At 73.5% G+C, this 12,332-nt stretch carries 9 protein-coding genes and 1 pseudogene; 7 read left to right on the top strand and 3 right to left on the bottom strand.

All coding sequences use genetic code 11. The annotated features are described in order from the left end of the window. The first annotated feature begins 65 nt into the window (after window positions 1-65). Window positions 66-1,157 (top strand): polyprenyl synthetase family protein, encoded by a 1,092-nt coding sequence (locus ACIBCA_RS20575; protein WP_396284365.1) that lies wholly within the window; start codon window positions 66-68, stop codon window positions 1,155-1,157. 55 nt (window positions 1,158-1,212) lie between these two features. Here ACIBCA_RS20575 and ACIBCA_RS20570 read toward each other — a convergent pair whose 3' ends face one another. Continuing rightward, entirely contained in the window at window positions 1,213-3,621 is a 2,409-nt protein-coding gene (locus ACIBCA_RS20570; RefSeq protein ID WP_396284364.1) for a HelD family protein, read from the bottom strand. A 550-nt stretch (window positions 3,622-4,171) separates the two neighbouring features. Here ACIBCA_RS20570 and ACIBCA_RS20565 point away from each other — a divergent pair. After that, the gene (locus ACIBCA_RS20565; protein ID WP_396284363.1) at window positions 4,172-5,035 is read left to right on the top strand and encodes a helix-turn-helix domain-containing protein; all 864 of its coding nucleotides are present in this window, start codon (window positions 4,172-4,174) and stop codon (window positions 5,033-5,035) included. A 140-nt stretch (window positions 5,036-5,175) separates the two neighbouring features. Here the strand turns inward: ACIBCA_RS20565 and ACIBCA_RS20560 are convergent, their stop codons facing one another. Further along, a complete protein-coding gene (locus ACIBCA_RS20560) occupies window positions 5,176-5,352 on the bottom strand; it encodes a hypothetical protein (protein ID WP_396284362.1) in 177 nt (58 codons plus the stop codon). Window positions 5,353-5,612: 260 nt separating this feature from the next. Between ACIBCA_RS20560 and ACIBCA_RS20555 the strand changes: the two genes are divergently transcribed. The 5 genes and pseudogenes from ACIBCA_RS20555 (at window position 5,613) to aspA (ending at window position 11,092) form a co-directional block, all read left to right on the top strand. Then, window positions 5,613-6,098, top strand: coding sequence for an Imm1 family immunity protein (locus tag ACIBCA_RS20555; protein ID WP_396284361.1), 486 nt, complete (start codon window positions 5,613-5,615; stop codon window positions 6,096-6,098). Window positions 6,099-6,465: 367 nt separating this feature from the next. Further along, window positions 6,466-7,143, top strand: a complete 678-nt coding sequence (locus ACIBCA_RS20550) for a FadR/GntR family transcriptional regulator (RefSeq protein ID WP_396284360.1) — start codon at window positions 6,466-6,468, stop codon at window positions 7,141-7,143. Continuing rightward, the gene (locus tag ACIBCA_RS20545) at window positions 7,140-8,597 is read left to right on the top strand and encodes an amino acid permease (protein ID WP_396284359.1); all 1,458 of its coding nucleotides are present in this window, start codon (window positions 7,140-7,142) and stop codon (window positions 8,595-8,597) included. Before ACIBCA_RS20550 ends, ACIBCA_RS20545 begins: the two co-directional genes overlap by 4 nt. A gap of 11 nt (window positions 8,598-8,608) precedes the next feature. Continuing rightward, window positions 8,609-9,625 (top strand): annotated as a pseudogene (locus ACIBCA_RS20540) (asparaginase); the annotation flags it as partial. 54 nt (window positions 9,626-9,679) lie between these two features. Then, the gene (gene aspA, locus ACIBCA_RS20535) at window positions 9,680-11,092 is read left to right on the top strand and encodes an aspartate ammonia-lyase (RefSeq protein ID WP_396284459.1); all 1,413 of its coding nucleotides are present in this window, start codon (window positions 9,680-9,682) and stop codon (window positions 11,090-11,092) included. 290 nt (window positions 11,093-11,382) lie between these two features. Here aspA and ACIBCA_RS20530 read toward each other — a convergent pair whose 3' ends face one another. After that, entirely contained in the window at window positions 11,383-12,288 is a 906-nt protein-coding gene (locus tag ACIBCA_RS20530; protein ID WP_396284358.1) for a LysR family transcriptional regulator, read from the bottom strand. Window positions 12,289-12,332 lie beyond the last annotated feature (44 nt).

Genomic DNA, 12,332 nt, shown 5'->3' with positions numbered 1-12,332 from the left:
AGCCCGGCGGCCCGGCAGCCCGGCCGCCCGGCCGGGCGCGGGGCGGTGTGTGGAAGTCTTGCCTGGTGAACGATGCCCTCACCGCCGCCCGCGAGCGCGCCGCCGGCCACCGGCGCCGCTTCGAAGCCCGCTTCGCCGCGTACTTCGACTCCCTGACCGACCCCGCCGGCGGCGCCCTGCAGACCCCGCCGCACGGCGCGTTCCCCGCCCGCGCGCTCGACCTGGTGCGCGAGCTGTCGCTGCGCGGCGGCAAACGCCTGCGGGTGGTGCTGCTGTACGAGGCCGCCGCCCTGGTCACCGGCGAGGAGGTCGGCGGGCTCCAGGAGGCCGCCGTCGCGATCGAACTGCTCCAGACCCACGGCCTGATCCACGACGACATCATCGACGACGCCCCCCTGCGCCGCGCCGGCCCCTCCACCTACTACGCCTACCGCGACCAGTTCCCCGAGCGCCCCGACACCGCCCTGGCCCTGGCCCTGCTCGCCGGGGACCTGGCCGCCTTCCTCTCGGCGCGCGTCCTGCTCACCGCCGCCCTGCCGCCCGCCTGCGCCCTGGAGATGGCCGCCGTCCACGCCGACGCCGCGGCCGCCACCGTGACCGGGCAGATCCTCGACCTGGAACGCGACTTCCACCCCGACCCCGGCCTCGAACTCCTGCACACCGTCACCGAGTTCAAGTCCACCCGCTACTCCGTCCTCGCCCCGCTGCGCCTGGGCCTGCTCGCCGCCGGCGCCGACCCCGCCGCCCACGACGGCGAACTGCGCGCCTACGCCACCGCGCTGGGCACCGCCAACCAGATCCACGACGACTGGCTCGACCTGTTCGGCGACCCCGCCCGCCTCGGCAAGCCCTGCGGCACCGACCTGCGCTCGGGCCGGCGCAGCTACGCCGTACGGGCTCTGCTCGCCGCCGCGAACCCGTCCGAACGCGCCTTCCTGGACGCCGCGTTGGCGGACCGCTCCTTCGGCGAGGACACCCTGGAGCGCGTACGCGCCATCGCCCGCGCCCACGGCGTCGACCGCGCCCTGCAAGGCGACGCCCGCCGCCACGCCCAGCGGGCGGAGCGGCAGGCCGCCGCGTGGCGGGGGCGCTGGCGGCAGGAGGCGGTGGCCTTCTTCGAGCACCTGCCGGCCTGGAGCGTGGCCCGCGACCACTGACCGGCGCCGGTGCGGTGGCGGTGGCGTCACCGGCGGCGGGCGGGGCCCGGGTGCGTCAGGTGGCGGCGGGCAGGTGCGCCAGGAGCGCGGGCGGGGCGGGGTCGGGGTGCAGGACGGTGAGGGTGGAGGCGGCGCGGGTCAGGGCGACGTACAGGTCGCTCAGACCGCGCGGGGAGGCCGACAGCAGGCCCTGGGGGTCGAGGAGCAGGACAGTGTCGAACTCCAGGCCCTTGGACTGGCGGGCGCTCAGCAGCACGACGCGCCGCAGCAGGTCCACGCGCGGCCCGTGGGAGGCCGCGGGCAGCGCGGCGGCGAGGGCGGGCAGCAGGTTCTCGGGGGCGATGACGGCGACCTGCCCGAGGGCGGCTTCGGCCAACTGAGCCACACAGGCGGGCAGTTGATGGGCGGGCACGTGGAGGCGGCGCGGGGGCCGTCCACTGCGGCGCACGGCGCGCGGGGGCGCGAGGGCGGGGCCGATGGCGGCCAGGACCGGCCCGCCGGCGGTGACGATCTCCTCGGGGGTGCGGTAGTTGACGCTCAGCTGCTCCAGGCGCCAGCGGCTGCCGAAGGACGGCTCCAGGGCCTCCTCCCAGGAGCGGGCGCCGTCCGGGGCGCCGCTCTGGGCGACGTCGCCGACGATGGTGAAGGAACGCGTCGGGCAGCGGCGCACCAGCAGGCGCCAGGCCATCGCGGACAGCTCCTGCGCCTCGTCGACGATCACGTGCCCGAACACCCAGGTCCGCTCGGCGGCGGCGCGCTCGGCGACGGTGCGCGCGTCCCACTGCTCGTACCGGTCGGCGAGCAGGTGCGCGTCCACCAGGTCGGCGGCGCCCAGGCGCCCGGCCGCGTCCTCGTCGTCGTCCTCGCCCGCACGCGAGCCGCGGGCGATGTCCAGGACGCCCTGGGCGTAGGCGACGCGCTCGGCCCGCTCACGGGCCTGGCGGATGTGCTCGGCGCGCTCGTCGTGACCGAGGAGTTCGGCGGCCTCGTCCAGCAGCGGCACGTCCGCCGCCGTGAACGCCGAGCGCGCCGGCCGGTGCAGTGCGGCGCGCTCGGCGCCGGTGAGGGCGGGGGCGGCCGCCTCCAGGCGGGCCGGGTCGGCGAGAAGGTCGTCGAGGAGGCGCTGGGGGGTCAGGGCCGGCCACAGCCCGTCCAGGAGGCGGCGCACCTGCGGCAGGCGGGGCAGGGTGTGGCGCCAGTGGTCCTCGGCGGCGGCGATCTCGTCCTGCTCCCCGTCGCCGGGGACGGCGGCGGACGCCCCGGCGCCGAGGGCGGCGGCGAGGTCGCGGGCGACGGCCGCGTCCAGGGCGGCGGTGTCGATACGGTCGGCGAGGTCGGCGTCGATGCGCTCCTCGAGGTCCGCGATGACGCGCGCCAGGCGCCGGGCGAGGTGCTCGAGGACCGGGCGCACGAAGTGGGGCCGGGCCAGGTTGTGCGGCAGACCGGTCGCACGGGCCGCCTCGGCGGCGCGCTGCAGGAACTCCACCGACAAGTACAGGAGTTCACCGCCCGCCTCCACCGCCACCGGCCCGGCCACGGCCGCCTGGCGCCCGCGCACCGCCGCCGCGATCACCTCGGCCATGACCGCCCGGCCCTTGATCCCGGCCGCCTGCGCACTCTCGGCCCCCTCCACGGCGACCCCCGGGAAGAGGTCGGCGACGGTGGCCAGCAGCACGTTCGTCTCCCCCAGCCCGGGCAGGACCTGCCCGATGTAGCCGAGGAAGACCGGCCCGGGCCCGACGACCAGCACACCGCGCTCGGCCAGACGCGGATGGGTGTACAGGAGATAGGCCGCACGGTGCAGCGCCACGACGCTCTTGCCCGTGCCCGGCCCGCCCTGCACGACGAGCACCCCGGCGGGACGGGAGCGGATGATGCGGTCCTGCTCGGCCTGCAGCGTCGCCACCACATCGCGCATACGCCCGCTGCGCCCCGCGGTCAGCGCACTCAACAAGGCCGCCTCCCCGACGAGTTCACCACCCCCGGGATCGGCCGCACCCGCATCTAGGAGCTCGTCGTCGATCCGCGCCAGCGTACGGCCGCGCGCGTGCAGGTGACGGCGCAGCCGCACTCCCTGCGGGGCGGCGGCCGTCGCGGTGTAGAAGGGACGCGCCGCCGGCGCACGCCAGTCGATGAGCAGCGGCTCCTCGTCCCCGTCGGGGTCGGGATTGCGCAGCGAGGTCCGCCCCAGGTACCGGGCCCGCCCGCCGACGGGGTCCAGACGCCCGAAACACAGCCCGTTCTCGGCCGCGTCGAACCCGCCGACACGCGCACGCAGGCGCCGCACGGCGGCCTCGTTCTCCAGCCGCGCCTGCGCGGTGCCGGCCGGCCGGCGCACCGCCTCGGCCAACTCGGCGGCCGCCGTGGCGCGTTCGGCGTCGAGGCGCTCGTACAGGTGGTCCAGGCGGCTCTGCTCGCGGGCGAGCTCGGCGGCGACGCGGGGCTGCTGGGACTGTCCGGGCAACGGTGCTCCACAGCTCGAGGGTCGGGGGAACAGGTCGTCATACGGACGGCAGTCCCCGGGAGTTCCGGCGCACGGCGGCCCGTTCCAAGCCCCGCTCGCGCCCGGACCACGCCCACGGGGGCGCCCGCGCCCGCATCACCCCCCGCCCCCGCGCGGCGGCACCGCCGGTCCACCGCCCCTTGGTGGCCTGCACGCCGGGGCGCCCTGCCGGCCCCTGCGGGCCTCGCCGCCGGCTCCGGTCCCACTGCCGCGTACCGCTTGTTGCGCGTCCGGGGCGGGTTCACCGGGCGACGGACCCGTTCGGGTCTCCGCTCGTGCGCGGCCTCCCCGGCCCTGCGGGGAAGGTGCTGCCGAAGGCGGAGTGGGCGGTCACCGTCGAGCCGCCGGGCCGGGCCGGTGTCGGCGGGCAGCGGATGGACGCCGGGCCCGACCCTCACGGCGACCCGGTCCGCCGGCGCCGGCCCGCGCCCGCCGGCTCCCGTCAGCGGCGGGTCTCGATCCGCAGGCCGCCCGTGGTCACCTGGCGGATGGGCTCGCCCGCCAGCAGGTCGTGCGGCTGGCCGAGCGGGCGCCGAGCAGCGTGCTCGTCACACCCGGCTTCCGCAGCGTGGCCGCCTTCCTGCGCAGCAGGCGCGAACGGCTGGCCCCGGACCGGCTGGGCCTGCCCGCGCGCCGGCGGGCCCGGCGGACGCCCGGACTGCGCCGCGAGGAGGTCGCCGAGCTGGCCGGGGTCAGCACCGACTACGTGGTCCGGCTGGAGCAGGGCCGGGGGCTGCGGCCCTCCGCGCAGGTGCTGGCGGCGCTGGCCCGGGCTCTGCGGCTGGCGCCCGGCGAACGCGACTACCTGTTCGACCTGGCCGGACACCGCCGCCCCGGCGGCACCGGCGGCGGGGCGGACGCCGGCCCGGCGCCGTCGCTGGCCCGCCTGGTCGACGACCTCTCCCCGCTGCCGGCCATGCTGATGGACCACCGCTACGACCTGCTGGCCTGGAACCCCGAAATGGCCCGGCTGCTACCGGACTTCGACGCCGTGCCGGCGGGCCGGCGCAACGCCATGTGGCTGTGCCTGCTGCACCCGCCGATGCGCGGCTTCTACGCCGACCGCGAGTCCGTGCTGCGGGACGGTGTCGCCCACCTGCGCGCGGCCTGGGCCGCCCACCCGCAGGACCGGGCACTGGCCGGCCTGATCGCCGAATTCACCGCACAGGACGAGGATTTCGCCCGGCTCTGGGCCGAGCGGGAGGTCCGCGTGAACGGCCGCGGCCGCAAGCCGCGGCGGCACCCGGCCGTCGGGGCGATCACCGTCGACTTCGAGATCCTGCTCCCGCTGGAGGACCCGGAGCTGCGGCTGCTGGTCTACCGCGCCGCGGACCAGGAGAGCCGCGCGCTCCTGGAGCGGCTGTGCGCGCGATGACCGGGCCCCGACTCGCGGTCGGTGACAGGAAGCGTGACCCCTCGGCGCCGACAAGCGTGTCCCCCGGACCGGGAACCACAGCTCACCGACCCCCTCACCGGCTCCAACCGACGCGTCCGGGCCCGGGCTTACCGGCTGAGTCACTGTGCGAGCTCCTGCCGCACGAGCACCGCCGTGGCGTCGTCGTGGCACTTCGAGCGGGGCCGGCGCCGCCGCTGCGGGTCCGATCGTTCGAGCTCGCGCGTGTGGCGGCCGGCGATCGCGAAGTCCTCGTCGATCCGGCCCGGGTTCGGGGCCGATGCGATGGAGACCAGCACGTCATGCCCCCTCGTGGCGAAGTGCACCGGTCAGGGCCCGGCCTGTCCTCGGCCCGGCCACCCCGGCTGCCCGCCAAGCGCGGTGCGCAGCCACTCGAGCGGGTCGGTCGCCGGAGCGGAGAGGCGCGGAGAGGCGCGGAGAGGCGGACGGTGAACCCTGCGCTTCACGGATACTGGCCAGGGCAGGGCTTCGTTCCGGTGCGGAGCGTTGACCTGCCCCGCAGGCAGTCAGGTGTGCTCTTTGAAAGGGGTGTCCGGTCGTGTTGTTGAAGGTCTGGTCCAAGGGACGGGAGCAGTTGCCCGTCGGTGAGCGGGACGTCGAGGCCGTGATGGCCGAGGCTCTTCGTGCCGCGGTCGGGGGCCAGGCGGTGTTCTCCTTCTTCGAGCCGGGGGTCGAGCGTCGCATGGCCTACCTGCGTGCGACGGTCGGCGAGGCCGGCGACTACGGGGCTCTGCTGTGGATGAACACCTTGCACGTGGGCGGGGTCTACGACTGGTGCTGGCTCTCCGACAACCCCCGCCCCTCGGGGGCGGAACCCGCGCTGGTCTCGGACAACTGCACGGGTGCCTACTACGACCCCTCCAGCGTCCTGCCGCTGGCCTCCATCACCGCGGCGGTCCGCGAGTACTGCCTCGGCGGCACGGGCGAACGCCCGGCCTCCGTCGACTGGGTGACCGGCGAGTTCAACGGCTACCGCAACGACAACGGCAGGGGCGGCATCCCCGGAGACCCGCCGCCGCGGTGAGCGGTGTCGGCCTGGAGGGAGCGTCAGGGGCGGCGGGGAAGCCTCGCGGGCCGCTGTCGCTGCAGCCGTCGCCTTTCGTGTGGAGAAAGCCGGCGACCCTGAACTCTGATGAATGAGACCAGGACTGGGACCAAAACGGGCTCAGGCGGCGTGCGGCGTGAAGGCGACAGTGGAGGTGTCGCCGTCCGGGGCGATGTTCAGGGATGCGTCCAGCGCTTTGGCGGGGCGGGCCGGCGGTCAGCTGGATTCGGTGGGACTGCTTCCGCTTCCAACCCCTTGACAGTAACGTCCCGTTAACCGGAACATCACTCCCGTGAACCTGTCAGACAGCCAGACAGGTGGTACGAGACTGCGGCGTGTCAGCGCCATGGAAGCGGTCCTCACCCACCTCCGCCGCGCCATCGAGCGCGGCGACTACGCGATCGGTGACAAGCTCCCCTCCGAGGCGGAGCTCTGCCGCACTCTGGAGGTCAGCCGCCCCGTGCTGCGCGAGGCCCTGCGGGCCCTGCAGACCATGGGGCTGACCGTCTCCAGGACGGGGAAGGGCACGTTCGTCGTCGCCGGCGCCGTCGAGGACCCCACCTTCGGCGACTACGCGGCCAGCGACCTGCTGGAGGTGCGCCGACACGTCGAGATCCCGGTCGCCGGCTATGCGGCGCTGCGCCGCACTCCGGAGAACCTCGACCACCTGGACCGCCTCCTGGACCGGATGGAGCGGGAGACCGACACCACCGCGTGGGTCGCGATGGACACGCTCTTCCACCTGGCCGTGGCCGAGGCCGCCCAGAACCCGGTGTTCCGCCGGATCATCGAGGAGATCCGGGACGCGCTGGCCCGCCAGTCGGCCTTCCTCAACGAGCTGGGCGGTCGGCGCGAGCAGTCCAACCGCGAGCACCGGGCGATCGTCGAGGCGCTGGTGGACGGTTCCCGACACGACGCGGTGGAGGCCATGGCCCACCACCTCGACCGCGTCGAGACGACCCTCACCGACATCGTGCGCCCCCCGCGCACGGACATCCCCACGGAAGGCGGACCCGAGGCGTGAGCGAGCAATCCCTGCAGGAAGAGTCCGCTCAGGCGGACACGCGCACCTCGTCCGGTCACGTCGACGCCGGTGACGCGGGCTACCGCAAGTCCCTCAAGTCCCGGCACGTCAACATGATCGCCATCGGCGGCGCCATCGGCACCGGCCTGTTCCTCGGCGCGGGCGGCCGTCTCGCCGACGCCGGCCCTTCCCTCTTCGTCGCGTACGCGGTCTGCGGCGTCTTCGCCTTCCTCGTCGTCCGCGCCCTCGGGGAACTCGTCCTGTACCGGCCCTCGTCCGGCGCGTTCGTCTCGTACGCCCGGGAGTTCCTCGGTGAGAAGGGCGCGTACACCGCGGGCTGGATGTACTTTCTCAACTGGGTGACCACCGGCATCGCCGACATCACCGCCGTGGCCACCTACACCCACTACTGGGGCCTGTTCTCCGACATTCCGCAATGGGTGATCGCGCTCGTCGCCCTGGCCGTGGTCCTCACCGTGAACCTCATCTCGGTGAAGATCTTCGGCGAACTGGAGTTCTGGTTCGCCATCGTCAAGGTCAGCGCCCTCGTGATCTTCATGGCGATCGCCGTCTTCCTGCTGGTCACCCGGCACCCGGTCGACGGCGCCACCCCCGGCCCGTCGCTGATCACCGACCACGGCGGTGTCTTCCCCAACGGCGTGCTGCCGATGCTGCTGATCATCCAGGGTGTCGTCTTCGCCTACGCCTCGGTCGAGTTGGTCGGCGTCGCGGCGGGCGAGACCGAGAACCCCGAGAAGATCCTGCCGAAGGCGATCAACTCGATCATGTGGCGCGTCGGCCTGTTCTACGTCGGCTCGGTCGTCCTGCTGTCGATGCTGCTGCCCTGGAACAGGTACTCCGCAGGCCAGAGCCCGTTCGTGACGGTCCTCTCCCACATCGGCGTCCCGGCGGCCGGCGCCGTGATGAACCTCGTCGTGCTCACCGCGGCCATGTCCTCGCTCAACTCCGGCCTGTACTCCACCGGGCGCATCCTGCGCTCGATGGCGATGTCCGGCTCGGCACCGAAGTTCACGGGAGTGATGAGCCGCACCCAGGTCCCCTACGGCGGCATCCTGCTCACCAGCGGCATCTGCGTCCTCGGTGTGGGCCTCAACTTCGTCGTCCCGGCCGACGCGTTCGAGATCGTGCTCAACTTCGCGGCGATCGGCATCCTGTCCACCTGGGGCATGATCATGATCTGCCACCTGCTGTTCTGGCGGAAGACGCAGGCGGGCGAACTGTCCCGGCCGGGCTACCGGCTGCCCGGCTCTCCGTGGACCGAGATCGTCACGCTCGGCTTCCTCCTCTGCGTATTCGTCCTGATGTACGCCGACGGCGGCGCCAGCCGCACCACCGTGTTGTGCGTGCCGCTGATCGCGGCCGCCCTGGTGGCCGGCTGGTACGGCGTACGCGGGCGGGTCGCCCGTACGAAGTCCTCCAAGGCGGATGTGTGAACCACGCAGTGCTGTACAACCACGCAGTGTCGTACGGAGGTCCGCCGGCCCGGCCTCCGGTGATCCGGGAGCCCCGCCACGCCCCGGTCGCCCACCTCGTCCGCGGTGGAGTCGTCGAAGGCGTCCACTACGGCTCGGTCGTCCTCCTCGGCGCCGACTCGGCCGTGGAGCTCCGACTCGGTGACATCGAAGCCGCCTTCTATCCGCGCTCGGCGCTCAAGCCGCTGCAGGCGGTGGCGATGGTCAGGGCGGGGCTGCCGCTCGACGGGGAGCTGCTGGCGCTGACCGCGGCCAGCCACTCCGGCGAGGCACCGCACCTCGCCGGCACCCGGCGCATCCTGGAGCTGGCCGGGGCCCGCGAGGACGACCTGCGCAACATCCCGGACCTTCCGTACGACCCGGTCGTGCGCGACACCTGGGTGCGCGAGGGGCGCCTGCCGTCCCGGCTCGCGCAGAACTGCTCCGGCAAGCACGCGGCGATGCTGTACACCTGCGAGCTCAACGGCTGGTCGCCGGAGGACTGTCTCGACCCCGCCCATCCCCTCCAGCGGGTCATCGCCGAGACCGTCGAGGACCTCACCGGCCAGGCGATCGCCCAGGTGAGCGTCGACGGCTGCGGCGCGCCCCTGTTCGCCGTCTCGCTGTACGGGCTCGCGCGCGCCGCGGCCCGGATCACCACCTCGCCGGCCGGCACCCCGGAGGCCCGGGTGGCCGACGCGATGCGCGAGCACGCCGAGATGGCCTCGGGCTCGGGGCGCGACGTCGCCGCGCTGATGCGCGCCGTGCCCGGGCTCCTCACCAAGGACGGCTTCGAGGGTGTCCAGGTCGCCGCCCTGCCGGACGGCCGGGCCGTCGCCGTGAAGATCTCCGACGGGGCGAACCGGGCGCGCACACCGGTCGTTGCCGCGGCCCTCGCCCGCGCCGGTGTCGACCGGGCGGCTCTCGCCGAGTTCGCGGGTGAAGCGCTGCTCGGAGGCGGCAAGCCGGTCGGCAGCGTCCGGCCGGTGCGTGCGCTCGACCCGCTCTCCCCGACACAAGCCCGACCGGGCGAATCGTCCACCTCCGAAAGAGGCCACCCAGCCATGACCTCCGCAGCCCACCGCAGCGACCACGACCTGCTCGGCCACCGCGACGTACCCGCCGAGGCGTACTGGGGGATACACACCCTGCGCGCCAAGGAGAACTTCGCCATCTCGGGGACGCCGATCTCCGCGTACCCGCACTTGATCGACGCCCTCGCCGCCGTCAAGGAGGCCGCCGCCCTCGCCAACGAGGAACTCGGCCTGCTGGAGCCGGCGAAGGCCGCCGCCATCGTCGAGGCCTGCCGCGAGATCCGCGACGGCAAGCTGCACGACCAGTTCGTCGTCGACGTCATCCAGGGCGGCGCCGGTACCTCGACGAACATGAACGCCAACGAGGTCGTCGCCAACCGGGCGCTGGAGCTGCTCGGCCACGCCAGGGGCGAGTACCGGCACCTGCACCCGAACGAGGACGTCAACCTCGGCCAGTCCACCAACGACGTCTACCCGACCGCCGTCAAGATCGCCACGGTCTTCGCCGTGCACGGTCTGCTCAAGGCGATGGCCGTGCTCCAGGACGCCTTCGCCCGCAAGGCCGTCGAGTTCCGCGACGTCCTGAAGATGGGCCGCACCCAGCTCCAGGACGCGGTGCCGATGACGCTGGGGCAGGAGTTCTCGGCATACGCGGTCATGATCGACGAGGACCGCAGCCGGCTCGCGGAGGCCGTCGAGCTGGTCCAGGAGATCAACCTCGGCGCCACGGCGATCGGCACGGGCCTCAACGCCCCGGCCGGATACGCCGAGTCGGCGCGTCGCCACCTGGCCGACATCACCGGCCTTCCGCTGGTGACGGCCGCCAACCTGGTCGAGGCCACTCAGGACTGCGGCGCCTTCGTGCAGATGTCCGGCGTGCTCAAGCGGATCGCCGTCAAGCTCTCCAAGAGCTGCAACGACCTCAGGCTGCTGTCGTCCGGGCCGCGCGCGGGCCTGAACGAGATCAACCTGCCGCCGGTGCAGGCCGGTTCGAGCATCATGCCCGGCAAGGTCAACCCGGTGATCCCCGAGGTCGTCAACCAGGTCGCTTTCGAGGTGATCGGCAACGACGTCACCATCACCATGGCCGCGGAGGCCGGGCAGCTCCAGCTGAACGCCTTCGAGCCGGTCATCCTGCACTCCCTCTCCAAGAGCATCATGCACCTGGAGCGCGCCTGCCTGACCCTCGCCGAGCGGTGCGTCGCCGGGATCACGGCGAACGAGGCGCAACTGCGGGCCGCCGTGGAGAACTCCATCGGCCTGGTCACCGCACTCAACCCCCACATCGGCTACGAGGCGGCCACCGGCATCGCCGAGGAGGCCCTCGTCAGCGGGCGCGGCGTCGCCGAACTCGTGCTGGAGAAAGGCCTGTTGCCGGCCGAGCGGCTGCAGGCGCTGCTGCGGCCCGAGGTGCTCGCGGGGAGCGCTTCGCCGCAGCCGTGACCCCGGGCCGCCGGGCCGCCGGGCCGCCGGGCCGCCGGGCCGCCGGGCCGGTAGAACTCCCCCGGGCCGCCCGGCCGGTAGAACTCCCCCGGGCCGCCGGGCGGGTAGACCCCCCCGGGCCGTTCTTCCAGCCACTGCCGTGCAGCCGGCACGAAAGCCGCAGCCGAGCGGCTTCCGGTCGCGGGTGGTCGCGGGCTCCGAACGCCGCCGGAGCGCTATGAATGCCACCAGAACTGCGACCGGAGAACGGTCCGCAGTTCCTTCCGGCAACGCGGAATGCCTGGGCATGCTCAGCGCTCGGTGGGCCGAGCGGCCGCCCTCCGCAGCGCGTCGAGCAGTCTGTGCAGCGCGGGCTGGGCGGGTGACGGCTCCCGTACCGCTGCGTAGATCGCCCGCACCGGCTCCGGGTTGCGGACCTCGCGTACGACTACGCCGGGATGGCGGTCGGCCAGCCCCATCGTCGGAATCAGGCTCACCCCGAGCCCGGCGGCGACAAACCCCTGCGCAGTGGCGTAGTCCCCGCTCTCGACGACGAAGTCCGGGCTGAAGCCGGCCGAGGCGCAGGCGTCGAGGACGGGGTCAAGGCAGGGGCCGGGCTGGTCGCTGCCGACCCACGGCTCGTCGGCGAGGTCGGTCAGGTCGAGTGCTTGCTTCGTGGCAAGCCGGTGTCCCCGGGGCAACACTGCGACATACCTGTCGTCGGCCAGGTGCACGAACCGGATGCCGTCCACGGACACCTTGTCCCGTGGCCGGACCACGAGGGCCACGTCAGCCCGACGCTCCTTCACCTCCAGTAGGGAACCCTCGGGATCGCTCAGTCTGAGTTCGACCTGAACACCTGGCTGCTCTCGGCGCAGCGCTGCCACGGCCGGGGCCACCATCGTCGCTCCTGCCGTGGCGAAGTACCGGACCACCACCCGGCCCGTCCGTCCGGCCCGCAGTTCGGCGAGCGCGGTCTCCGCCTCGGCGACGTGCCTGCCTATGACGGCCGCGTACTCGGTGAGCAGCCTCCCGGCCTCCGTGGGCCGCACGCCCCGCCCGGTTCGCTCCAGCAGCCCGATCCCGGCCTCCTTTTCCAGTGTCGCCATCTGCTGGCTGACGGCGGAAGGCGTGTAGCCGAGATTTCGCGCTGCCGCGGTGACCGATCCGCTGGTGACCACGGCCCTCAGCACCTGCATACGCCGCATATCAAGCATGTAGAACAGCTTAACTCTCCATCCAGATCTTTTCGCTTGTCTTA

The sequence above is a fragment of the Kitasatospora sp. NPDC051170 genome, assembly GCF_044455705.1.
Lineage (GTDB): Bacteria > Actinomycetota > Actinomycetes > Streptomycetales > Streptomycetaceae > Kitasatospora.
The sequence above is the reverse complement of the archived record's forward strand: the minus strand, read 5'-3'. Positions and strand labels throughout refer to the sequence as shown.